Genomic DNA, 24,215 nt, shown 5'->3' on the forward strand with positions numbered 1-24,215 from the left:
CGCTCACGTCATGCGACGTGAGCGAGGGTCTTTCGTTTTACCGCTATAGGTGAGCGGGCGTGTGGGAAAACGGCCCTAAAGGTGAGCGGGCGTCCTGCGGGGACGGGGAACGTCAGCCGCCGATGATCGGGGAACCGATGAACGGGTCCACCGCGAGGGCGATGAAGAGAATCGTTAGGTAGCTGATGGAACCGTGGAAGACCTTCATGGCTCCCTTGTTGGAAACGTCGCCGCCTTGTGCCCGGTTGTAGAGGGCATGGGATTCATACAGGAACCAGGCGCCCGCGAGGACGGCGGCGATGGTGTAGACCCAGCCCGCGCGGCCAACCGGCACCAAAAGCAGCGAGCACACCACCATGGCCCAGGCGTACAGGACCACCTGGACGGAAACCACCTTGGCGCCGGCGATGGCGCCCAGCATGGGGACGTTGGCGTTGCGGTAGTCCTCGCCGTAGCGCATGGACAACGGCCAGTAGTGCGGAGGCGTCCACAGGAAGATCACCATGAAGAGCACGACGGCGGGCCACTCGACGGTGTTGGTCACCGCGGCCCAGGCGATCAGCACCGGGAAGCAGCCGGCCGCGCCGCCCCACACGATGTTCTGTGCCGTGCGGCGCTTGAGAATCATCGTGTAGATGACAACGTAGAAAACAATTGCACCGAGGCCCAGCCAAGCGGACAGCGGGTTGGCCCCGAACCACAGGATGGCGATGGACGCGGCCCCAAGGATCCACGCGAAGACGAGAGCTTCGCGTGGGGTGACTTCCCCGGTCACAAGGGGACGCTTTTCGGTCCGGTGCATCAACTTGTCGATATCGCGGTCGATGTAGCAATTGAAGACCCCTGCGCTGCCGGCGGCAAAGGCGCCGCCCACCAACGTAGCCAGAATCAACCCGATGGACGGGAAGCCCCGTTGGGCGAAGATCATCGTGGGCAAGGTGCTGACCAGCAGCAACTCGATCACGCGGGGTTTGGTCAGTGCCAGATACGCCTTGAACTTACGGGACATTCCGCCCTTCCCCACAGCCGGGGAAGCGTTGAGGGGCGTATCTGTTGTGCTCACGTTGGCAGTCACTCTGTTCTTTGCTCTGGTGTTCTCGCAGCGGCGGCGCCTGTTCATCCTGGCACCTCCGAATCCGGGGCACGGGGTGAAGCGTGCATTCGATCCATGCATGCAATCGATGGCGCACGCGCCGCTGGTGGCCTCCAGATATCATACCGTGGCCTGTCCGACGCCACGGCACCGGCGAACCTTCCGTTATTTCCGAAAGTTCACCGGCGCTTTGCCGTCGAGGTGATTCATAAAACGGAATATGCGTCCATTTTTTGGGATTCCCACCATTTGGGGCCGCGAACCGGGCTAAGCTGTCTGCAGATCAGCTCACGCAGGTTTCCGAGAAAGCGTATTCTCAGATTTGCATGTCTGGATGATAGATCAACGTTTCAATGGTGAACGGCTGGTAGACACTTCGCAGCGGGCGCCATCCTGTGCCCGAGGCTTGCCATGTGCCGCCACCAGCCGTCAGCACAGAGAGGGGCTCGGTTTACGTGCCACATTTGGAAGAGCAAGAACTGACTTGGACAAGCCTGGACCAGCGCGCCGTGGACACCGTCCGCGTTTTGGCCGCTGACGCCGTCGAGAAGGTCGGCAACGGTCACCCCGGCACGGCCATGAGCCTTGCGCCGGCCGCCTACCTGCTGTTCCAGAAGCTGATGCGCCACGACCCGAAGCACCCGGACTGGATCGGCCGTGACCGGTTCATCCTGTCCCCCGGCCACACATCGCTGACCCTGTACATCCAGTTGTTCCTTTCCGGCTACGGCCTGGAGCTGAAGGACCTCGAGGCCCTGCGCACGTGGGGATCGCTGACCCCGGGCCACCCGGAATACAAGCACACCGCCGGCGTCGAGATCACCACCGGCCCGCTGGGCCAGGGCCTGGCTTCCTCGGTGGGCTTCGCGTACTCGCAGCGCCGCCAACGCGGCCTGTTCGACGCCGATGCTCCCGCCGGGCAGAGCCCGTTCGACCACACCATCTGGGTCATTGCCTCCGACGGCGACCTCCAGGAAGGCGTCACCTCGGAAGCTTCTTCCCTGGCCGGGCACCAGGAACTGGGGAACCTCGTGGTGATCTACGACGAGAACCACATCTCCATCGAAGACGACACCGACGTGGCCTTCACCGAAGACGTCCTCAAGCGCTACGAGGCCTACGGATGGCACACCCAGCGCGTGGACTGGACCAAGACCGGCGAATACGTCGAAGACGTCCAGGAACTCTACGGCGCGCTGCTCGCCGCCAAGGCCGAGACGTCCAAGCCGTCCATCATCTCGCTGCGCACCATCATCGGCTACCCGGCGCCCAAGAAGCAGAACACGGGCAAGATCCACGGTTCCGCCCTTGGCGCAGAGGAAGTCGCAGCCCTGAAGGAAGTCCTGGGCTTCGACCCCGAGCGATCCTTCCAGGTTGACGAGGACGTCCTGGCGCACGCCCGCGCCGTCGTCGAACGCGGCGCAGCAGAGCGCAGCGAATGGCAGGCATCCTTCGAAGCATGGCAGACCGCCAACCCCGAGGGCGCTGCGCTGCTCGAGCGCATCGAGGCCAAGAAGCTTCCGGTCGAGCTCGACTCCGCGCTTCCGGTGTTCGAAGCAGGCAAGGAAGTCTCCACCCGCGCCGCGTCCGGCAAGGTCCTGAACGCGATCGGCCCGGTCCTTCCGGAACTGTGGGGCGGCTCCGCCGACCTCGCCGAGTCCAACAACACCACCATCGAGGGTTCGCCGTCGTTCATCCCGGCCTCGCGCTCCACCGGCGCGTGGAAGGGCAACCCGTACGGCCGGGTCCTGCACTTCGGTATCCGCGAGCACGCCGCGGCGTCGATCGTGAACGGCATCTCGCTGCACGGCCGCACCCGGGCGTTCTCCGGTACGTTCCTGATCTTCAGCGACTACCAGCGTCCCGCGATCCGCCTCGGCGCGCTCATGGGTGTTCCGTCGCTGTACGTCTGGACCCACGACTCGATCGGCCTGGGCGAAGACGGCCCCACCCACCAGCCGGTGGAACAACTGTCCACCCTGCGCGCCATCCCGGGCCTGGATGTTGTCCGTCCCGGCGACGCCAACGAGGTCGCGGCAGCATGGAAGACCATGCTCGAGAACCACGAGAACCCGGCAGGCATCGTGCTGACCCGCCAGAACATCCCGACCTACGCACGCGGCGAGGGCGTTGCCGAGGGTGACACCTTCGGCTCCACCGCCGGCGTCGCCAAGGGCGGCTACGTCCTGGCAGAAGCTTCGAAGGACGGCGCCACGGTCCCGGCCGAGGTCATCCTGATCGGCACCGGTTCCGAGGTCCAGCTCGCAGTGAATGCCCGCGAAGCGCTCCAGGCCGAAGGCATCGCCACCCGCGTCGTCTCCATGCCGTGCGTCGAGTGGTTCAACAAGCAGGACTCCGCGTACCGCGAATCCGTGCTCCCCGCCGCCGTCAAGGCCCGCGTCTCGGTCGAAGCCGGCCTGGCCCTGGGCTGGAAGGAATTCGTCGGCGACGCCGGACGATCCATCAGCCTCGAGCACTTCGGCGCCTCCGCGGACTACAAGCGCCTCTTCAAGGAGTTCGGCATCACGGCAGAAGCAGTCGCCGCTGCTGCCAAGGACTCCCTCGCGGGTCTCAGCAGCTGAAACGCGTCCGAGACGAATCCGACAGCAACGAACAGATTTCCAAGGAGATTAAGAAATGACTACGACTCCCACCCAGCAGCTTTCCGACGCCGGTGTGTCCATCTGGCTTGACGACCTTTCCCGGGAACGCCTTTCCAGCGGCACCTTGCAGAAGCTCATCGACGAGAAGAACGTGGTTGGTGTCACCACCAACCCGTCCATCTTCCACGCTGCCATCACCGCCGGCAGCGACTACGACGCCGTGATCGCCGAAAAGGCCGCCAAGGGCGCGTCCGTCGAAGAGACCGTCTTCGAGATCACCACCACCGACGTCGCGGATGCCTGCGACCTCTTCGCCCCGGTCGCGGCAGCGACCAAGGGTGTGGACGGCCGCGTCTCCATCGAGGTGGATCCCCGCCTGGCGTGGGACACCGAAGGCACCATCGCCGAGGCCAAGCACCTGTACAAGAAGGTCAACAAGGACAACGTCCACATCAAGATCCCGGCAACCCTTGAAGGCCTCGCCGCCATCACGGCAACCCTCGCCGAGGGCATCAGCGTCAACGTGACCCTGATCTTCTCCTTGGAGCGCTACCGCGCCGTCATCAACGCTTTCCAGTCCGGCCTGGAGCTGGCCAAGGAAAACGGCCACGACCTCTCCACGATCCACTCCGTGGCGTCCTTCTTCGTCTCCCGCGTGGACACCGAGATCGACAAGCGCCTGAATGCCCTGGGCACCGATGAAGCCAGGGCCCTCAAGGGCAAGGCAGGCGTCGCCAACGCCCGCCTCGCGTACCAGGTCTACGAAGAGCTGTTCTCCACCGAGCGCTGGGCAGTCCTGGCCGAGGCCGGCGCACTGCCCCAGCGCCCGCTGTGGGCCTCCACCGGCGTCAAGGACCCGGCCTACCCGGACACCCTGTACGTGACCGAACTGGTCGCCGCGGGCGTCGTCAACACCATGCCGGAAAAGACCCTCGACGCCACGTTCGACCACGGCGTCGTCACGGGTGACACCGTCTCCGGCACGTATGAGGAGGCAAACCGCGTCCTCAACGACCTGGAGGGGCTGGGCATTTCCTACAACGACGTCGTCGCAATCCTCGAATCCGAGGGCCTGGACAAGTTCGTCGCCAGCTGGAAGGAACTTCTGGCCGACGTCGAAGGCGCCCTCGCCTCTGCACGGAAGGCTTCCTAACCCACATGAGCACTCTCAGCTACGACGCCAGCGGTGCTGCGCAGCAGGCCATCGAGCAGCACATCCCGGCACTTGTCGAAGACCGGATTGCCACCAGGATTTTCGCCAAGGACCACACTTTGTGGGGTCCGGACGCCGAATCCGAGTCCGCCATCCGTCTCGGATGGGTGGAAGCGGCAACCGTTTCCCAGCCCTTGGTCGAAGGAATCCTGGAACTCCGGGATGCCCTCCGGGCCGAAGGCGTCTCCCGCATTGTCCTGTGTGGCATGGGCGGCTCTTCGCTTGCCCCCGAGGTCATTGCCGGCACCGCTGGCGTCGAGCTGACCGTGCTGGACAGCACAGACCCTGAACAAGTCGGTGCTGCCCTCGCGGACCGCCTCGCCGAGACCGCCATCGTGGTCTCCTCCAAGTCAGGCTCCACCGTGGAGACCGACTCGCAGCGACGGGTATTCGAGCGGGCCTTCACCGAGGCCGGCATCGATGCCAAGAGCCGCATCGTCATCGTGACCGATCCCGGCTCCCCGCTGGACAAGGCGTCCCGCGAAGCCGGCTACCGTGCCGTCTTCAACGCCGACCCGAACGTTGGCGGCCGCTTTTCGGCGCTGACCGCTTTTGGATTGGTCCCGAGCGGCCTCGCCGGCGTCGACATCCAGGCGTTCCTGGATGAGGCCGAGGAAGCAGCGGAAATCCTCAACGAGGACTCCCCCGAAAACATCGGGCTCCGGCTCGGTGCCGCACTGGGCGGAACCACCCCGCTGCGCAACAAGATCGTGATCGTCGAGGACGGTTCCGGAATCGTTGGATTTGCGGACTGGGCCGAACAACTCATCGCCGAGTCCACCGGCAAGCTCGGCACGGGGGTTCTGCCCGTTGTTGCAGGTCCTTCCGCTCCCGAGGTCAGCAGCGGCGCGGACGACGTCCTGGTGATCCGGCTCGTCGGTGCGGAATCCGACGTCGAACTCGGCGAAAACGAGGCAGCCATCGCAGGCGGCCTGGCCACCCAGATGTTCGTCTGGGAATTCGCCACCTCGGTCGCAGGGCGCCTGCTGGGCATCAACCCGTTTGACCAGCCCGACGTCGAGGCAGCCAAGATCGCCGCACGCGGCCTGTTGGACGCGCGTCCCGAGCCGACGCCGGCGAACTTCGTCGACGGCGCGATCGAGGTCCGCGGCGGTGCGTGGCTCGGCGACGCTGCAACGGCCGCCGACGCCGTCAAGGCGCTCCTCGGCGAACTCGGCACGGACGGTTACCTGAGCGTCCAGGCATATTTCGACCGGATCGCCTTCACGCAGCTCGAAGGCATCCGCGACGAGCTCGCCGGAGTCAGCGGCCGGCCGGTGACTTTCGGCTGGGGCCCGCGCTTCCTTCACTCCACCGGACAATTCCACAAGGGCGGACCGGCCATCGGTTCGTTCCTGCAGGTGACGGCCGCCGCAAGCGGCGACATCGCCATCCCTGAACGGCCGTTCACTTTCGGTCAGCTGATTGCGGCCCAGGCCGCCGGCGATGCCCAGGTTCTTGAGGACCACGGCCGTCCGGTCCTACGGCTGCACCTCACGGACCGCGGAGCCGGTGTCGCCCAGCTCCAGGACATCGTCGCCGCATTGGCCGGCCAGGCCAGCGCGCTCGAAAGCTAAGGCACAAACCCAAACATGCCAGAAACTGAAATCGGTTACCGGTCCACCGGAAAGGCAAGCCACCGCAATCCCCTCCGGGATCCGCGGGACCGGCGCCTGAACCGCATCGCAGGGCCTTCGTCATTGGTGTTCTTCGGAGTCACCGGTGACCTCGCCCGCAAGAAACTCATGCCGGCGGTCTATGACCTAGCCAACCGCGGGCTGTTGCCGCCGAGCTTCGCGCTCGTCGGCTTCGGCCGGCGGGACTGGAGCAACGAGGACTTCGCGAACGAGGTCAAGGAGAACGTCAAGGCGCACTCCCGGACCCCGTTCGACGACGCCGTCTGGAACCAGCTCTCCGAGGGCATCCGCTTCGTCCAGGGAGAGTTCGACGACGACCAGGCGTTCAAGCGCCTCAGCGCCACCCTGGACGAACTGGACGAAACCCGCGGCACCCGCGGAAATCATGGTTTCTACCTGTCCATTCCGCCCAAGGCCTTCGAGCAGGTCTGCCAACAGCTCTCCAAGCACGGACTGGCGCAGGCCGGCGACGGGCAGTGGCGCCGGGTAGTGATCGAGAAGCCGTTCGGGCACGACCTGGAGTCCGCGCGCAAGCTCAACGACATCGTGGAGTCCGTCTTCCCGCCGGACGCGGTCTTCCGCATCGACCACTACCTGGGCAAGGAAACGGTCCAGAACATCCTGGCCCTGCGCTTCGCCAACCAGCTGTTCGAACCGCTCTGGAACGCCAACTACGTCGACCACGTCCAGATCACCATGGCCGAGGACATCGGCACCGGCGGACGGGCCGGTTATTACGACGGCGTCGGCGCCGCACGCGACGTCATCCAGAACCACCTCCTGCAGCTGCTGGCCCTGACCGCCATGGAGGAGCCCATCTCCTTCAACGCCGACGACCTGCGTGCCGAAAAGGAAAAGGTCCTCGCAGCCGTCAGGCTCCCCGAGGACCTCTCCAGCCACTCCGCCCGCGGCCAGTTCGCCGGCGGCTGGCAGGGCGGCGAGCTCGTGCAGGGCTACCTCGAGGAAGACGGCATTCCGGCCGATTCCAAGACGGAAACCTACGCGGCCATCCGCCTGGACATCAACACCCGGCGCTGGGCCGGTGCGCCGTTCTACCTCCGGGCAGGCAAACGCCTGGGCCGGCGCGTCACGGAAATCGCCGTGGTGTTCAAGCGGGCGCCCAACCTGCTCTTCCGCGGCCACGGCGAAGACGACTTCGGCCAGAATGCCGTGGTCATCCGCGTCCAGCCCGACGAGGGGGCCACCATCCGCTTCGGATCCAAGGTACCGGGAACGCAGATGGAAGTCCGCGACGTGACCATGGACTTCGGCTACGGACACTCGTTCACCGAGTCCAGCCCCGAAGCCTACGAACGCCTCATCCTGGACGTGCTGCTGGGCGAGCCCCCGCTCTTCCCGCGGCACCAGGAAGTCGAGGAGTCCTGGAAGATCCTGGACCCCTTCGAGGAATACTGGGCCGGCCTCGACGAACAGCCCGAACCCTACGCTCCCGGCAGCTGGGGCCCGGCCTCGGCCGACGAGCTCCTTGCCCGCGACGGACGAACCTGGAGAAGGCCATGATCGTAGATCTTCCCGACACCACCACCTCCAAGATCTCCAAGAAGATCACCTCCCTGCGCGAGCAGGGAGGGGTGATCGCCCTTGGACGCGTCCTGACCCTCGTGGTCGTCACGAAGTCCGGCCTCGAGGAAGAAGCCATCGAGGCAGCCAACGAGGCCAGCCGCGAACACCCCTGCCGGATCATCGTCCTCGCGGACGCAGGCAGCGAAGCGCCCAACCGCCTCGACGCCCAGATCCGGGTGGGCGGCGACGCCGGAGCCTCCGAGGTCATCGTGCTGCGCGGCTACGGCGAGCTCGCCAAGGAAAGCGAGTCCCTCGTCGCCGCACTGCTCCTCCCGGACGCGCCGATCGTGGCCTGGTGGCCGCACGGCGCACCCGAGAACGCCTGCGAGACATCGATCGGACGCATCGCGCACCGCCGCATCACGGACTCGGCCAACGAAGCCGACCCCGCGGCGGCGCTTGCCCGGATCCGGAAGACGTACCGCGCCGGGGACACCGACCTCGCCTGGACACGCCTGACCAACTGGCGCCTCCAGCTCGCGGCAGCCCTGGACCAGGTGGACGAATCCCCCGTCACGGCCATCGCCGTCGAGGGGGCTTCGGACTCGCCCAGCACCCTGCTGCTGGCCGCCTGGCTCACCCTGTTCCTCGACGCTCCGGTCCAGATCGTCGCCGACCCGGCGGGAACAGGCATCCGCAGGGTGCGGCTCAGCCGCGCCACGGGCGACGTCCAGCTGGTCCGTCCGGGCCTCACCGTGGCGGAACTGACTCAGCCGGGCCAGCCCGCCCAGCGGATCTCACTGCCCCGCCGAAGCCTCCGGGATTGCCTCGCCGAAGAATTGCGTCGCCTTGATCCGGACGATGTCTTCGGAGAAGTGATTACTATGGGACTGCCCCGAACCAATAGCAAGGAGTGACCGTCCCAGTGAGCGCCGACCCCAGAGTAAGCATCCATCCCGACTCCGCCGTCCTGATGGCCGCGATCGCAGCGCGGCTCATCACCAAGCTGGTGGACATCCAGGACAAGCACGGGGAAGCCACTGTGGTCCTCACCGGCGGTACCGTGGGCATCGGCACCCTGAAAGCGGTTGCCGACTCGCCAGCAGCGCCGGCTGTTGACTGGTCCCGGGTGAACTTCTGGTGGGGTGACGAGCGCTTCGTTGGCAAGGACAGCACGGACCGCAACACCGTTCAGGCGCGTGAGGCGTTGCTTGCCAGCTTGCCGGTTGACCCGGCCCGGGTGCACGAACCGGGTTCAACGGACGAGTTCGACACGGCGGACGAGGCCGCAGCGGACTACGCGGCCCGGCTCAAGGCCGCAGCTGCCGCCGAGCACGCCGCCGACGCTTCGGACAACCGTCCGGAGGAGGCCGGTGAGTTGCCGCGTTTCGACGTCCTGCTCCTCGGCGTGGGTCCGGATGCGCACATTGCGTCACTCTTCCCCGAGCAAGCGGGTATCCGCGTGAAGGACCGTACGGTCGTGGGGGTCGAGAACTCCCCCAAGCCGCCGCCGTCGAGGATTTCGCTGACGTTGCCCGCGATCAATTCGGCCGAGGAAATCTGGATGGTCGTGGCGGGCGAGGACAAGGCCGGGGCTGTCGGACTGGCCCTCGCAGGGGCCAACCCGGTCCAGGTTCCCGCCTCCGGTCCTAGCGGCCGGTCGAGGACCCTATGGCTCATCGATGAAAACGCGGCCTCACGTGTCCCCCAGCAGCTCATCCGCAAGGATCCCGCGGGCGCGTAGCCGCTTGAGCGCTCCGGCCAGGACAATCTCCGCGTCTTGGCTGGAGCGTCTTTCTTTAACGTAGTCCAGGTGGCTCTTGAAGACTTCCTCGTCCGCACGTTCCATGGTGGCCTCGCCCTGTTCGCGCACGGCAATCAGGCCACATTTAGGGCAGTCCCACCGAATCGGGATTTGATCTTCCGGGAGCTTAACGAAAACAAGCCGCGTTTCATGTCCCTTGGCGCACCAATAGGGAACACGAATACGCGGCAGGCTTTCGCCAACAACAGAGTCGGGCTGGTTTCTCGGGGCCGATCCGGCTGTTACGCCGGCCCGTGTGCCCCGGAATCCGGAAGTACCATGAACCATCGTCGATCCCCTTGAGAGTTCGGCTGCATGGCGGTGAAGGCCATGCAGCCTAGTCTAATCGGAGGATCCCGACACGGGCAGTGCTAGGAGTCTCCGCCTGAAGTGAAACGCATGATGAGGCCAAGCCCGATGATGACGACGCCCCATGTGCAGCCCAAAACGATGGTGAAGCGGTTGAGGTTTCGCTCTGCGACACCTGAAGAACTCAATCCTGAGCTCATGCCACCGCCAAACATATCGGACAACCCGCCGCCCCGCCCCTTGTGGAGGAGGATGAGCAGCGTCAGCAGAAGACTGGTGATGCCCAGCAGGATCTGCAGAATAACTTGAAGAACGTCCACGACGGCCTTTCAGAAGAGCGGAAAACGGGAGCGGAACCTAAAACGGACTAAGCCGCGCTGAGGTGGCTCTCGAACCTGACAATGTTAGCAAACTCGGCGGGGTCCAGGCTCGCGCCACCCACGAGCAAACCGTCGACGTCGCTTTCGGCCATGATTGCTGCCGCGTTGTTAGCCTTGACCGAGCCGCCGTAGAGGAGGCGGGTCTTGGCGGCCACCGCATCGTCGAACAATGAGGCGAGCTCCGAGCGGATCGCCGCGCACATCTCCTGCGCGTCTTCGGGACCAGCGACTTCTCCGGTCCCAATGGCCCAGACAGGCTCGTAGGCGACAACCAGTTCGCCTGCTTGCTCCACGGAGAGGCCCTCGACGCCGGCGCGCAGCTGGGCGAGCGTGTGCTCCACATGGGTGCCGGCCTGGCGGACCTCAAGGCCCTCGCCGACACACAAGACGGGCGTGACGTCGTGGCGGAAGGCGGCTTTGACCTTCGCGTTGAGGACCTGGTCGTCCTCGTTGTGGATGGTGCGGCGTTCGCTGTGTCCCACGAGGACGTAGGCGCAGCCAAGCTTGTTGAGGAACTGCCCGGAGATATCGCCCGTGTATGCACCGGAGTCGAATTGCGAAAGGTCCTGGCCGCCGTAGACGACGTCCAGCTCGTCGCCCTGAACGAGGGTCTGCACGCCGCGCAGGTCGGTAAACGGCGGGAAGACCGAAACCTCCACCCGGCTGTAGTCGTGCTTGGCGTCGGACAAGGTCCATGCCAGCTTCTGCAGCAGGGTGATGCCTTGGACGTGGTCCATGTTCATCTTCCAGTTACCGGCGATGAAGGGCTTGCGGATGAAGTTTCCGTTGGCAGAAGTTGTCACGTGTGCTCCAAAGATGCGTTGAGATAGGGAAAGCCGGCGGGGCGCTTGCCTTCCAGGAAGGGCGCCCCGCCGGCCGTGTAGCCTTAGCGGTCCAGAACGCTCAGGCCGGGAAGTTCCTTGCCTTCAAGGTATTCCAGGCTGGCGCCGCCGCCGGTGGAGATGTGTCCGAACTGGGAGTCCTCGAAACCGAGGGTCCGGACAGCTGCGGCGGAGTCGCCGCCGCCTACCACGGTGAATGCCTGCGTCTCGGTCAAAGCCTGGGCGATGGCACGGGTGCCGCCCGAGAAGGCTTCGAATTCGAAGACGCCCATGGGGCCGTTCCAGAAGACGGTCTTGGCGGCCTTGATCTGCTCGGCGAAAGCCGCTGCGGATACCGGTCCGATGTCCAGGCCGATGCCGGAAGCCCCGAACGAGCTGTCTTCGATCGCGTCTGCCGCAACCACTTCGTGTTCAGCGTCCGCGGCGAAGCGGCTGGCGACCACGACGTCGGTCGGGATGACGAAGGCGGTACCGGCGTCGGACGCGCGCTTGAGGTAGTCCTGGACCACGGGGATCTGGTCTGCTTCGAGCAAGCTGCCCGCCACCTTGTGCCCAACCGCCGCGAGGAACGTGAAGAGCATTCCGCCGCCGACGAGGATGGTGTCAGCCTTGCCCAGGAGGTTGTCGATCACAGCGAGCTTGTCCGAGACCTTGGATCCCCCGAGAACCACGACGTACGGGCGCTGGGTATCCGTGGTGAGTTTGCGAAGAACCTCCACCTCGGTGTGCACGAGGTCCCCCTGGTAGGAAGGAAGCCGGGTGGCGACGTCGTAAACGCTGGCGTGCTTGCGGTGGACGGCCCCGAAGGCGTCATCCACGAAGGCACCGTTGTCACCGGTCAGGGCCACGAGCTCATCGGCGAAGGCGCCGCGCTCGGCGTCGTCCTTGCTGGTTTCGCGGGCGTCGAAGCGGACGTTTTCCAGGACAAGGACGTCACCGTCGCCCAAAGACCGGGCCAGCTCCTTGGCGGACTCACCGACGGTGTCTTCCGCGAGCTGGACCTTGAATGGCGCGAGCTCCGCAAGCCGCGCTACCGCGGGCTTGAGGGAGTACTTGGCTTCCGGAGCGCCCTTGGGGCGTCCCAGATGGGCCGTGACGAGCACGCGGGCACCGGCGTCCGAGAGCTTTTCGATGACCGGGAGGGAGGCCTTGATGCGGCCGTCGTCGGTCACTGTAGAGCCGTCGAGCGGCACATTCAGGTCACTTCTGACAAGAATGTACCGCCCGCGGACACCTTCAGCGATCAGTTCGTTGAGGGTGTGAGAAGTCATGTGTCTACCCTAGCCCAGCTTGGATGCGACGAGCTCCGTGAGGTCAACGAGGCGGTTGGAGTAGCCCCATTCGTTGTCATACCAGGAAACAACCTTGACCTGGTTGCCGATGACCTTGGTGAGGCCGGAGTCGAAGATCGAAGAAGAGGGATCGCCGACGATGTCCGAAGAAACGATCGGATCTGCCGTGTAGCTCAGGATGCCCTTGAACTGCTCGGTCTCGGAAGCTGCCTTGAGAGCGGCGTTGACTTCCTCAACGGTCACTTCGCGGGAGACGGTGACGGTGAGGTCCGTGGCGGAACCCGTCGGGACCGGAACGCGGATGGCGTAGCCGTCGAGCTTGCCCTTCAGCTCCGGGAGGACGAGGCCGATCGCCTTGGCGGCACCCGTGGAGGTGGGAACCATGTTGATCGCTGCGGCGCGTGCACGGCGAAGGTCGCTGTGGGGGCCGTCCTGCAGGTTCTGGTCTGCCGTGTAGGCGTGCACCGTGGTCATCAGGCCACGCTCGATGCCGAAGGCGTCGTTGACGACCTTGGCCAGCGGGCCGAGGCAGTTGGTGGTGCATGAAGCGTTGGAAATGATGTGGTGTGCCGCGGGGTCGTAGAGCTCGTGGTTGACGCCCATGACGATGGTGATGTCCTCGTCGGAAGCAGGCGCGGAGATCAGGACCTTCTTGGCACCTGCATCGATGTGCTTCTGTGCGGCGGCAGCCTTGGTGAAAAAGCCCGTGGACTCGATGACAATGTCAACACCCAGTTCGCCCCAGGGGAGGTTGGCAGGATCGCGCTCGGCAAGGACCTTGATGATGCTGCCGTCGACAATGAGGTTGCCCTCTTTGACTTCAACGGTCTCGGTCAGCCGACCGCCGACGGAGTCGTACTTCAGAAGGTGGGCAAGCGCCTCGGGACTCGTGAGGTCGTTGACCGCAACAATTTCGAGGTCCGCACCCTGGGCGAGTGCTGCGCGGAAGTAGTTGCGGCCGATGCGGCCAAAGCCGTTGATACCAATACGGGTGGTCACTATTCAGTCTCCTTGGTGCTCTTGCAAGCACACCTAGTGAGTCGGATCTTGATTCCAACTAACAATTCCCGCACATCATTGGGCAGAAGTGATTATCAGATCGGAGGGCGACCAGCCACATTGCTGAAGGCTAACCGCCTTCCGTGACCCATCTTACGTTTAACTACGTCTGCCCCCGCAACTGCGGGGGCAGACAATCCGGTATTTGGGCGAAATTCACCTGAATGTGAAGTTTGTTACATCCTTGTGTATTCCGCGTCACGCACCGATGCGGCAGGAGTGTCCCTAGAGGACAATCAGCCCTGTGGCGTTCGCGCGGGCCGCTTCGAAGCGCTTCGCGACGTCAGCCCAGTTGACGATGTTCCAGAAAGCCTTGACATAGTCAGCCTTGACGTTGACGTAATCCAGGTAGAACGCGTGCTCCCACATGTCCAGCATGAGCAGGGGCGTGGTGCCGACGGCGACGTTGCCCTGCTGGTCGTAGAGCTGTTCGATGAGCAGGTTGCCACCGATGGGCTCGTAGGCGAGGAAGCCCCAGCCGGATCCCTGCAGGCCGAGGGCGGCTGCAGTGAACTGGGCGCGGAATGCATCGAAGGAGCCGAAGGCATCGTCGATGGCTGCAGCCAGCTCACCCTCGGGCTTGTCGCCGCCGTCCGGGGAGATGTTGTTCCAGAACACGGAGTGGTTGATGTGGCCACCGGTGTGGAACGCGAGGTCCTTGGAGAGGCGGTTGATGTTGGCGAAGTCGCCCTTGTCGCGGGCCTCGGCCAACTGGGCCAAAGCGTTGTTGGCGCCTGCTACATAGGCAGCGTGGTGCTTGCTGTGGTGCAGCTCCATGATCTTCGCCGAAATGTGCGGCTCAAGTGCTGCGTAGTCGTAGCCGAGCTCGGGCAGTACGTACTCTGTCACGAAATCCTCCAATGCAGTGGACCGGGGTCCGGTTGGTAACTCTCGTTTTGTTCATCCGACCGGCGAACCGGCCGGAAATCTACACTCTCCCGATTCTAGGACGGGAGCTTTATTCGTCCATCATTTCGGGGGTCACATTTGCCTCAGTGCCCGGGATCCCGAGGTCACCGGCCCTCTTGTCTGCCATGGCCAGGAGCCGGCGGATCCTTCCCGCGATGGCGTCCTTGGTCATGGGCGGATCGGCAAGCCGGCCCAATTCATCCAGGCTGGCCTGCTTGTGGGCCACCCGGAGCTCGCCCGCGTACTTGAGGTGGTCGGGGACGTCATCGCCCAGGATTTCCAAGGCCCTGTCCACGCGCGCGCCGGCGGCGACGGCGGCCTGGGCCGAACGCCGCAGGTTGGCGTCGTCGAAGTTCGCCAAGCGGTTGGCCGTGGCCCGGACTTCCTTGCGCATGCGGCGTTCCTCCCACACCATGAGGGCGTCATGGGCGCCCATCCGGGTGAGCAGAGCGGCAATGGTGTCGCCGTCACGGATGACCACGCGATCCACTCCGCGCACTTCCCGCGCCTTGGCCTGGATGCCGAGGCGGCGGGCAGCGCCTACCAGGGCAAGTGCAGATTCCGGTCCGGGACATGTGACCTCGAGCGATGAGGACCGGCCGGGTTCGGTGAGGGAACCGTGGGCCAGGAACGCGCCGCGCCACACAGCCTCCGCGTCCGACGCCGAGCCGTTGACGACGGCGGACGGCAAGCCACGCACAGGCCGTCCGCGGCCGTCCAGGAGGCCGGTCTGGCGGGCGAGGGCTTCGCCGTCGCGCACTACCCGGACGACATAGCGGCTACCGCGCCGGAGTCCCCCGCCGGAGACGACGATGATCTCGCTCTGGTGCCCGTAGACTTCAGCGATCGCCGCGCGCAGCCGCCGCGCCGTCGAGGCGAGGTCAACCTCTGCCTCGATCACGATGCGGCCCGAAATGATGTGCAGTCCGCCGGCAAAACGCAGCATGGCCGAGACTTCGGCCTTGCGGACGGACGACTTCTTGATGTCCAGCCGGGAAAGTTCTTCCTTGACCGATGCGGTCAGTGCCATCGCATGTTCCTAACTATTCCCGAAGATATCGTGATACGCCGATGCCAGACGCAGCGGGTCGTGGACTGGACGGCGGCTCGACGCCCCCACTTTACCCAAGACCACCTCGGCACCGATCATCCCGGCCGCGCGTTCGAATTCCTTGAGGTCCGATATCGACGACGGATCGGCCAGGACAACGTCCACGCTGAACTCCGGCGCGTAGTGGCGCAAGGCATCCAGGTGGTCAGCAGCGGACATCCCGGAGGTTTCCTTGGTGTCCATGGCGAGGTTCATCGTCAGGCAGCGTTTGGCGGGTGTGTCGCACAAGGCCTGGCGCATTTCGGGCAGCAGCAAATGCGGCAACACGGAGGTGTACCAGGAGCCGGGACCCAGAATGATCCAGTCCGCGAGCTCGATGGCCGTCAGCGCTTCGATGCAGGCGCGCGCATCTTCCGGGAGGAGCCTTACGTTTTCGAGCGATCCGGCAACGGCGCACTTGGCCTGGCCCTTGACGGACTGGAGTTCGTACCCGCCCCCGGGCAACGGCACACGGACGTCGCCTTCGATGTTCAGCGGTTGGGAGGACATCGGGAGGACCTGGCCGCGGGCACCCAAAAGCGCACCTGCCCATTTCAGGCCCGCGACGGCGTCGCCCAAAAGCTCCCAGAGGGTGACAATGAGCAGGTTCCCCATGGCATGGTCGTCGAGGGAACCTTGGCGGCCGCTCGGCGTCTTGAAGCGATGCTGCATGACATCCCGCCAGGTGCGCCCCCAGTCGGTGTCGTCGCACAGGGCGCTCAGCGCCATGCGAAGGTCGCCGGGCGGAAGGACGCCGTACTCCTCGCGCAACCGCCCGGAGGATCCGCCGTCGTCGGCAACGGTGACGATCGCGGTCAGCTCCGAGGTCAGCAGCCGCAGCGCCGACAGCGAGGCGGAAAGTCCGTGTCCGCCGCCGAGCGCCACCACTGTGGGACCCTTCGCAGGCTGGCTGCCCGGGGCGCCCTTCGGTGGAACCAGCGGCAGGGGTCCGGTGAGGACCCCCATTACTCGCGACCCAGATCGCGGTGGCTCGTGGTGACGGTGACGCGGGGATATTGCGCCAGCCGTTTGGACAGTTCGACGGCGACCGCGACTGAACGGTGCTTCCCGCCCGTGCAACCGACGGCAATCGTGGCGTAGTGCTTGTTTTCCGTCCGGTAGCCGTCGAGGACGGGCTCCAAGGCAAGGACGTAGCGGTCGATGAAGTCCTTGACTCCATCGGCCCCGAGGACATAATCGCTGACGTCGGCGTCGAGTCCCGTGTGCGGACGCAATTTCGGAACCCAGTGCGGGTTGGGAATGAAGCGCGCGTCCGCGACGAAGTTGGCGTCCACGGGCAATCCATATTTGAAGCCGAAGCTCATGATGTTCAAGCGCAACGCCACAGGGCCTGTGTCGGTGAAGAGTTCGGTGATGGCGGTCGCCAGGCCGTGGACGTTGTACGTACTGGTATCCAGGACGACGTCGGCCGATTCCCGGAGTTCCTTCAGTACGTCGCGTTCCGCCGCGATTCCGTCCAGGATCCGGCCACCGCCTTGGAGCGGATGCGGGCGCCGGCCCTGCTCAAAGCGGCGCACCAGGACGTTGTCGCTGGCATCCAGGAAGAGGAGGCGGAAGGTGATTCCACTGGCGCTGAGCGCCCCGAGCGCCGTCCTGATATCGGTGAAGAGGCCTTTGCTGCGTACGTCCACGACGACGGCGAGCTTGGGGATGGACTGGGGCGCGTGAGAGACGATTTCCGCCAGCGTTCCGAGCATCTGGGGCGGGAGGTTTTCGACGACGTACCAGCCGTGGTCCTCCAGGGCGTCCGATGCCGTGCTCCGGCCTGCTCCGGACATGCCGGTCACCACCAGCAGTTCCGCTTCGACAGGCTTGACGGGTACCAGACCGTCCTGCTCCGCGCCGGATCCTGCTGTTGGCTCTGACATCAAGTTTCCCCGTTTCTGAGATGGTCCAAAGTTTGTGGGATGGCCCAAAGGCGGACCGCTTTCGGGAGCGGTCCGCTTATTACCCTAGCTAAATTTCAAGGATTTCGCCGGTGGTCATGTTCACTGCAGGAGCAGCCTCTCCGGAGGCACCTGCTGCGGCCAGGTGGTTGACGACGGCTTCGGCCAGCGCCGGGCCGATCCCCTTCGCGGCCGTGAGCTCGAGGGCCGTTGCCGCCTTGATCTTCTTGAGGGAACCGAAATGGGCCACGAGTGCCTTCCGTTTGGCCTCGCCGAGGCCCGGAACGCCGTCGAGGGCCGAGACCGTCATGGCCTTGCCGCGCTTCTGCCGGTGGAAGGTGATGGCGAACCGGTGGGCTTCGTCGCGGATGCGCTGGAGCAGGTAGAGTCCCTGCGAAGTGCGCGGCAGGATCACCGGGAAGTCGCTGTCCGGCAACCAGACTTCTTCGAGGCGCTTGGCGAGGCCCACGACGTAGACGTCGTCGATCCCCAGTTCCGCGAGTGCGCGCGCGGCCGCATTGACCTGGGGCTGCCCGCCGTCGACGACGACGAGGTTGGGCGGATAGGCGAATTTCGCCTTGGCTCCCGTGAGGGCGGCGTCGTCCGACGGCGGTTCCCCGGCGCCGGGGTTCGGAACCTCTCCGCTCTTCGGGAGCTGTGCTGATTTGTCCTGCAGGTAGTGCCTGAAACGCCTGGTCAGGACGTCGTGCATCGCCGCCGTATCGTCTGTTGCCGCAGCGCCGGTGATGGAGAACTTCCGGTAGTCGGCTTTCTTGGGGAGTCCGTCCTCCACCACCACCATGGACGCAACCACGTTGGTGCCCTGCACATGGGAAATGTCGTAGCACTCGATCCTGAGCAGCGGCACGGGAAGCTCAAGGGCTTCCTGCAGTTCCTGGAGCGCCTGGGAGCGGACGGTGATGTCGCCGGCACGCCGGACTTTGTGAAGCTTCAGCGCTTGCTCGGCGTTTTCCCGGACGGTGGACATGAGGGCAGCCTTGTCGCCGCGCTGCGGCACCCGGATATCCACCTTGGCGCCCCTCAGGCCGCCGAGCCATTCAAGCAGTTCATGGTGGTTGCTCGGGATCTCCGGCACGAGGATTTCGCGGGGAATGCGGCCCTGGTTGTCGCTGTCCTCCCCGTAAACCTGCTGCAGCAAGTGCTCGATAAGCTCCGGACTGGTGGCGTCTTCGACCTTCTCGACGACCCAGCCCCGTTGGCCGCGCACCCGGCCACCCCTGACATGGAAAACCTGCACGGAAGCCTCGAGGTCGTCTTCGTGCAGGGCGAAAACATCGGCGTCCGTGTCCTCGGAAAGCACGACGGCGTTGCGCTCGAACACTTTGCGCAGCGCAACGATGTCGTCCCGGAGCCGGGCCGCCCGCTCGTAGTCCAGCTCGGCGACGGCGGCGCCCATGTCCTTTTCGAGGCGCGTGATGAAGCGTTTCGCTTCGCCGCCCATGAACGAGCAGAAGTCTTCGGCAATCGCCCTGTGCTCCTCCGCGGTGACTCGGCCGACGCACGGGGCCGAGCATTTGTCGATGTAGCCAAGCAAGCACGGCCGGCCGCTGGCCTGGGCCCGCTTCAGCACGCCGGGACTGCAGCTGCGGACCGGAAAGACCCGCAGCAAGGTGTCCATGGTTTCGCGGATGGCGCCGGCCGTGTACGGCCCGAAGTAGCGGGTTCCCTTGCGGCGTTCACCGCGCATGACCTGGACCCGCGGGAGCTTCTCCCCCATGCTCACGGCGAGGTATGGATAGGTCTTGTCATCCCGGAAGACCACGTTGAAGCGCGGCTTGAATTCCTTGATCCAGGTGTATTCCAGTTGGAGCGACTCCAGCTCGCTGCCCACCATGGTCCATTCGACGCTGCTGGCGGCGTGCACCATGGCATACGTCTTCGGCAGCAAGCCGGCAGGGTTGGCGAAGTATGAGTTCAACCGGGAACGGAGGTTCTTCGCCTTGCCCACGTAGATGACACGGCCATGCGGATCCCGGAACCGATAGACGCCGGGGGTGGTGGGGATTTCTCCGGTCTGGGGTCGATAACTCGCTGGATCTGCCACGCATCCAGTCTAGTAAGGGAATCGCACTCCCCCGTACGGGCCGACCGGCCCGCCGAAGCTACTCCGCGGACTTGCTCTGGTTGTAGCTGGCTGAGCGTTCCTGGCCGCTCAACACCGCGATGGCATCCATGATTTTGTCAGTCACTTCGCGCCGGGCAGGCAAGGAATGGTCGGGACCTGTCTTCTCGAAATAGAGCGGCCCGCCGACCTTCATGGTGAAATGCTGCGGACGGACAGTATTGCGGTCCACCGGCTGCAGCTTGTCCGTGCCGATCAGGCCGACCGGGATGACGGGCGCACCCGTGGTCAGGGCGAGCCAGCCGACGCCGGTGCGCCCGCGGTACAGCAAGCCGTCACGGGAGCGGGTCCCTTCCGGATAGATTCCGATGCCCCTGCCGTTCTCCAGGATGTCCAGGAGGGTCTTGAGGGCCTGCACACTGGCTGCCTGCTCTCCACGTTCCACAGGAATGGATCCAACGGCCTGAAAGAACGCCTTCATCGCGCGCCCCTTGAAGCCTGTGGTGGTGAAGTATTCGGCTTTGGCAAAGAAGCCCACCGGACGGGGCATCAGGGCCTGGACGATCACGCTGTCGAGAAAGGACAAATGGTTCGGGGCCACAATGAACGGCCCTTCCTTGGGCACGTTCTCCAGGCCGATGACCGTGGGCCTGCACGTGCCGGAGATCAGTCCGCGCGTGGTCCATCGGATGACATCAAAGGCTTCCATCGTTCTGCACCTCGCTCAGGGCCGCCGCGCGGACAGCGTCAAGTTCTTCGATCTTCTTCAGCAGCTGCTCCGCGGTGTCGACGACGGCGACGGCGCCCGCCTCCCGAAGCTCGCCGTCGGGCGCGAATCCCCAACTGACCCCGATGCAGTCGAGTCCGTTGGCCATGGCACCTGCAACGTCCTGGTGACGGTCCCCGACCATCACGGCAGGCTGGGAATGCAAGGTGGCCAGCGCCGCACCAACGATTGCCACTTTGCCCGGAGCTGTATTGGCGGCCATCGACTCGTCGTCCGAAGCGCCGCAGATGGAGGCGAAGAAACCGGCAATGCCGTGATGCTCCAGGACGATGCGTGCCAGGCCCTGTGGTTTCTGGGTGGCCACCGCAACCGGCCGCCGGGACTCCGCGAAGAACTCCAGGAGTTCACGGATGCCCGGATAGAGCCGGCTTTGGCCTATTCCCTCGGAACGGTAGTAGCCGCGGTACAGCCCGATGACTTCGTCGACTTTTCCCGCGGGAACCCCGGCAATGTGCTCCAGGGAATCGCTGAGCTTGGGTCCGACCATGGAGTCCAGCACGGCTTGTTCCGGGACACGGAGGCCCATTTCGCCCAGGGCCGCGGCGATGCCGCCGGTTATGCCACCTGCAGGATCGACAAGGGTGCCGTCCAGATCAAAGATTACGGGCACCATTGTTTGAGTCACCGGGTTAGTTTCTCACGAGTTGAGGCATGCCTGAAACTCACATGCCGGCCAGGGAATTCTTCGAGCGCACTCGAAATTTTCCCCGGCCGTTCACCCAGGACTAGGCGAGAATCTCTGCGAGGAAGGTAGCGGTATGGCTTTCCGTCGACTTGGCAACTTGTTCGGGGGTGCCCGTTGCCACGACGCGTCCACCGCCTGAACCGCCATTCGGGCCAAGGTCCACAATCCAGTCGGCGGACTTGATGACGTCAAGGTTGTGTTCGATGGTGATGACGGTGTTGCCCTTGTCCACCAAGCCCTGCAGCACCATGAGCAGCTTGCGGATGTCCTCGAAATGGAGGCCCGTGGTGGGCTCGTCCAACACATAGACGCTCCTGCCATTCGAACGCTTCTGCAGTTCCGAGGCCAGCTTCACGCGCTGCGCCTCGCCGCCGGAAAGCGTGGTGGCGGGCTGCCCGAGCCGGACATAGCCGAGGCCGACGTCGACGAGGGTGTTCAAATGCCGGGCGATAGGGGTGAATGCCGCAAAGAACTCGGCCCCCTCCTCGATGGGCATGTTGAGGACGTCGGCGATCGTCTTGCCCTTGTAGTGGACCTCCAAGGTCTCCCGGTTGTAGCGCGCGCCGTGGCACACCTCGCAGGGAACATAGACGTCCGGCAGGAAGTTCATCTCGATCTTCAGGGTGCCGTCACCGGAGCACGCCTCACAGCGGCCGCCCTTGACGTTGAAGGAGAAGCGTCCCGGCTGGTATCCGCGGACCTTGGCTTCGGTGGTCTCCGCGAAGAGCTTCCGGATGTTGTCGAAGACGCCGGTGTAGGTGGCCGGGTTGGAACGCGGGGTCCGCCCGATGGGGCTCTGATCCACGTGAACCACCTTGTCGAGGTGCTCAAGGCCCTGCACGGAGCGATGCCGGCCGGCGACCTGCTTTGCCCCATTGAGCTTGTTGGCAAGCACCTTGTAAAGGATCTCGTTCACCAGGGTGGACTTCCCTGAACCGCTGACTCCCGTGACTGCTGTGAAGAGGCCCAGCGGGAAGGCGGCGTCGACGTTGTTCAGATTGTTTTCGCGTGCGCCGATGACCTTGAGCTCGCGCTTCTTGTCGTACTTGCGCCGCTTTGCCGGGATGTCGATCTTGCGCCGTCCGGACAAATAGTCGCCGGTCAGCGAGTTCGTGTTTTCCAGGAGCTCCTTGTAGGAACCGGAGTGAACCACCTGGCCGCCGTGCTCGCCGGCGCCGGGTCCAATGTCCACCACCCAGTCGGCCTCGTGGATGGTGTCTTCGTCGTGTTCGACCACGATCAGTGTGTTGCCCAGGTCGCGAAGCCTCGTCAGCGTCTCGATGAGGCGGCGGTTGTCTTTTTGGTGCAGTCCGATGGACGGCTCGTCGAGGACGTACAGCACGCCTACCAAGCCGGAGCCGATCTGTGTTGCGAGCCGGATGCGCTGTGCTTCGCCGCCGGAAAGCGTTCCGGACGGCCGTTCGAGATTCAGGTATTCGAGTCCGACGTCCAGGAGGAATGTCAGGCGGGCCTGGATCTCCTTGAGGACCTGGTGGGCAATCTGGGCCTCGCGGTCAGTGAGCGTGAGGCTGCCGAGGAAGTCCGCGCAGTCCCGCATCGGGAGGGCCGCTACTTCGGCGATGGACTTGCCGTTGATCAGCACGGAGAGCGAGGCCGGGTTAAGCCGGGCGCCGTTGCATTCCGGGCAAGGAATCTGCCGCATGTACTCTTCGTAGCGGTCGCGAGCCCAATCCGAGTCCGTTTCGCCGTGCTTGCGGTGGACGTACTGGATGGCGCCTTCGAAGCCCGTGCTGTACTTGCGCTCCCGGCCGAACCTGTTGCGGTACTGCACCACCACCTTGTGGTCTTTGCCATGCAGCACCGTTTGCCGCACTTCCTGCGGCAGCTTTTCCCAGGCGGTGTCCATGGAGAAGTCGAGCTCCAGGGCGAGGCCCTCGAGGAGACGGTTCCAGTACTCCGTGGTGGCAGTGCCGAGGGACCAAGGCGCGATGGCACCCTGGTTCAAGGACAATTCCGGGTTGGGGACCACCAATTCCTCATCGACTTCGAGCTTGGTGCCGATACCGCTGCAGGCCGCACAGGCGCCGAAGGGGTTGTTGAAGGAGAACGAGCGTGGCTCGATTTCGTCGATGGCCAGCGGGTGTTCATTGGGGCAGGCAAGGTTTTCGGAGAAAGCCCTGATCCGTGCGGGGTCTTCGGTATCGAGGTCCACGAACTCGACCAGCACGCGGCCTTCGGCAAGTCCGAGCGCGGTTTCGATCGAGTCGGTCAGCCGTTGGCTGATTCCTTCCTTGACCACCAGACGGTCCACGACAACTTCAATCGAGTGCTTGAATTGCTTGCCGAGCTTGGGCGGATCGCTCAGCTGGACGAGGTCTCCGTCCACCCGGGCGCGTGAGTAGCCCTTGGCGGTGAGCTCCTTGAAGAGCTCGACGAATTCGCCCTTGCGTCCGCGGACGACGGGGGCGAGGATCTGGAAGCGGGTGCCGGATTCGAGCTCCAGCAACTGGTCCACGATCTGCTGCGGCGTCTGGCGCGTGATCGGTTCGTGGCACACCGGGCAATGCGGCCGGCCGACACGTGCCCAGAGAAGGCGCATGTAGTCGTAGATCTCGGTGATGGTGCCCACCGTGGAGCGCGGGTTCTTGCTCGTGGACTTCTGGTCGATGGAGACTGCCGGGGAAAGGCCCTCAATGAAATCCACGTCCGGCTTGTCCACTTGGCCCAGGAACTGGCGGGCATAGGCAGACAGTGACTCCACGTACCGGCGTTGGCCCTCGGCGAAGATGGTGTCGAAAGCCAGGGACGACTTGCCGGATCCGGACAAGCCCGTGAAAACGATCATGGCGTCACGGGGAAGGTCGAGATCGACGTTGCGGAGGTTGTGTTCACGCGCTCCCTTGACCACGAGCCGGGACAGGTCATGTCTTACGGGCGCGGCGGGTGGTTGCGCGGAAACGCTTGCGAAGGATTCGACGGCGGGGACTTCAGCTACGGCTTTAGGCACCCACTAATGCTAATCGAAAACTTCTTCGAA

20 protein-coding genes are annotated in these 24,215 nt (G+C 64.6%); 6 read left to right on the top strand and 14 right to left on the bottom strand.

Going from position 1 to position 24,215, the window contains the following annotated elements:
• Positions 1-112: 112 nt before the first annotated feature.
• Positions 113-1,075 (bottom strand): heme o synthase, encoded by a 963-nt coding sequence (locus OIT41_RS11405; RefSeq protein WP_264636484.1) that lies wholly within the window; start codon positions 1,073-1,075, stop codon positions 113-115.
• A gap of 482 nt (positions 1,076-1,557) precedes the next feature.
• Here OIT41_RS11405 and tkt point away from each other — a divergent pair, with 482 nt between their 5' ends.
• From tkt to pgl, 6 genes are read left to right on the top strand one after another with little or no spacing between them, the layout of a single operon-like run.
• Positions 1,558-3,675, top strand: a complete 2,118-nt coding sequence (gene tkt, locus OIT41_RS11410; protein ID WP_241707838.1) for a transketolase — start codon at positions 1,558-1,560, stop codon at positions 3,673-3,675.
• Positions 3,676-3,730: 55 nt separating this feature from the next.
• Positions 3,731-4,849 carry a transaldolase gene (gene tal / locus OIT41_RS11415; RefSeq protein WP_078108804.1) on the top strand — a complete coding sequence of 373 codons (1,119 nt, stop codon included), beginning with the start codon at positions 3,731-3,733 and terminating at the stop codon, positions 4,847-4,849.
• 5 nt (positions 4,850-4,854) lie between these two features.
• Positions 4,855-6,486, top strand: coding sequence for a glucose-6-phosphate isomerase (locus tag OIT41_RS11420; RefSeq protein ID WP_241707766.1), 1,632 nt, complete (start codon positions 4,855-4,857; stop codon positions 6,484-6,486).
• Between the two features lie 15 nt (positions 6,487-6,501).
• Positions 6,502-8,067, top strand: coding sequence for a glucose-6-phosphate dehydrogenase (zwf, locus tag OIT41_RS11425; protein ID WP_241707767.1), 1,566 nt, complete (start codon positions 6,502-6,504; stop codon positions 8,065-8,067).
• A complete protein-coding gene (locus OIT41_RS11430; protein WP_078108801.1) occupies positions 8,064-8,987 on the top strand; it encodes a glucose-6-phosphate dehydrogenase assembly protein OpcA in 924 nt (307 codons plus the stop codon). Before zwf ends, OIT41_RS11430 begins: the two co-directional genes overlap by 4 nt.
• A gap of 8 nt (positions 8,988-8,995) precedes the next feature.
• Positions 8,996-9,814, top strand: coding sequence for a 6-phosphogluconolactonase (gene pgl, locus OIT41_RS11435; protein ID WP_078108800.1), 819 nt, complete (start codon positions 8,996-8,998; stop codon positions 9,812-9,814).
• Here pgl and OIT41_RS11440 read toward each other — a convergent pair.
• The 13 genes from OIT41_RS11440 to uvrA form a co-directional block, all read right to left on the bottom strand.
• Positions 9,767-10,162, bottom strand: coding sequence for an RNA polymerase-binding protein RbpA (locus OIT41_RS11440; RefSeq protein WP_078108799.1), 396 nt, complete (start codon positions 10,160-10,162; stop codon positions 9,767-9,769). The genes pgl and OIT41_RS11440 overlap by 48 nt on opposite strands.
• An 83-nt stretch (positions 10,163-10,245) precedes the next feature.
• Positions 10,246-10,503, bottom strand: a complete 258-nt coding sequence (gene secG, locus OIT41_RS11445; RefSeq protein WP_074589634.1) for a preprotein translocase subunit SecG — start codon at positions 10,501-10,503, stop codon at positions 10,246-10,248.
• Between the two features lie 47 nt (positions 10,504-10,550).
• Positions 10,551-11,366 carry a triose-phosphate isomerase gene (gene tpiA / locus OIT41_RS11450; protein ID WP_241707768.1) on the bottom strand — a complete coding sequence of 272 codons (816 nt, stop codon included), beginning with the start codon at positions 11,364-11,366 and terminating at the stop codon, positions 10,551-10,553.
• A gap of 83 nt (positions 11,367-11,449) precedes the next feature.
• The gene (locus tag OIT41_RS11455; protein WP_241707769.1) at positions 11,450-12,676 is read right to left on the bottom strand and encodes a phosphoglycerate kinase; all 1,227 of its coding nucleotides are present in this window, start codon (positions 12,674-12,676) and stop codon (positions 11,450-11,452) included.
• Positions 12,677-12,685: 9 nt separating this feature from the next.
• The gene (gap, locus tag OIT41_RS11460) at positions 12,686-13,696 is read right to left on the bottom strand and encodes a type I glyceraldehyde-3-phosphate dehydrogenase (RefSeq protein ID WP_241707770.1); all 1,011 of its coding nucleotides are present in this window, start codon (positions 13,694-13,696) and stop codon (positions 12,686-12,688) included.
• 285 nt (positions 13,697-13,981) lie between these two features.
• Positions 13,982-14,605, bottom strand: a complete 624-nt coding sequence (locus OIT41_RS11465) for a superoxide dismutase (protein ID WP_028267347.1) — start codon at positions 14,603-14,605, stop codon at positions 13,982-13,984.
• A 109-nt stretch (positions 14,606-14,714) separates the two neighbouring features.
• Positions 14,715-15,695 carry a DNA-binding protein WhiA gene (gene whiA / locus OIT41_RS11470; protein ID WP_133202987.1) on the bottom strand — a complete coding sequence of 327 codons (981 nt, stop codon included), beginning with the start codon at positions 15,693-15,695 and terminating at the stop codon, positions 14,715-14,717.
• A 9-nt stretch (positions 15,696-15,704) separates the two neighbouring features.
• On the bottom strand, positions 15,705-16,721 hold the full coding sequence (locus OIT41_RS11475; protein ID WP_078108794.1) for a gluconeogenesis factor YvcK family protein: 1,017 nt from the start codon (positions 16,719-16,721) through the stop codon (positions 15,705-15,707).
• Positions 16,721-17,644 (bottom strand): RNase adapter RapZ, encoded by a 924-nt coding sequence (rapZ, locus tag OIT41_RS11480; protein ID WP_078108793.1) that lies wholly within the window; start codon positions 17,642-17,644, stop codon positions 16,721-16,723. The genes OIT41_RS11475 and rapZ overlap by 1 nt, the downstream gene beginning before the upstream one ends.
• A gap of 88 nt (positions 17,645-17,732) precedes the next feature.
• Complete coding sequence (gene uvrC, locus OIT41_RS11485; RefSeq protein WP_241707771.1) at positions 17,733-19,727, bottom strand: excinuclease ABC subunit UvrC; 1,995 nt, start codon at positions 19,725-19,727, stop codon at positions 17,733-17,735.
• Between the two features lie 58 nt (positions 19,728-19,785).
• Positions 19,786-20,454 carry a lysophospholipid acyltransferase family protein gene (locus OIT41_RS11490; protein ID WP_241707772.1) on the bottom strand — a complete coding sequence of 223 codons (669 nt, stop codon included), beginning with the start codon at positions 20,452-20,454 and terminating at the stop codon, positions 19,786-19,788.
• A complete protein-coding gene (locus OIT41_RS11495) occupies positions 20,441-21,157 on the bottom strand; it encodes an HAD hydrolase-like protein (protein WP_264636485.1) in 717 nt (238 codons plus the stop codon). Before OIT41_RS11495 ends, OIT41_RS11490 begins: the two co-directional genes overlap by 14 nt.
• Before the next feature lie 100 nt (positions 21,158-21,257).
• A complete protein-coding gene (gene uvrA / locus OIT41_RS11500; protein WP_241707774.1) occupies positions 21,258-24,185 on the bottom strand; it encodes an excinuclease ABC subunit UvrA in 2,928 nt (975 codons plus the stop codon).
• Between the last annotated feature and the right edge of the window lie 30 nt (positions 24,186-24,215).

The sequence above is a fragment of the Arthrobacter sp. YA7-1 genome, from assembly GCF_025960325.1.
Classification (GTDB): domain Bacteria; phylum Actinomycetota; class Actinomycetes; order Actinomycetales; family Micrococcaceae; genus Arthrobacter; species Arthrobacter bambusae_A.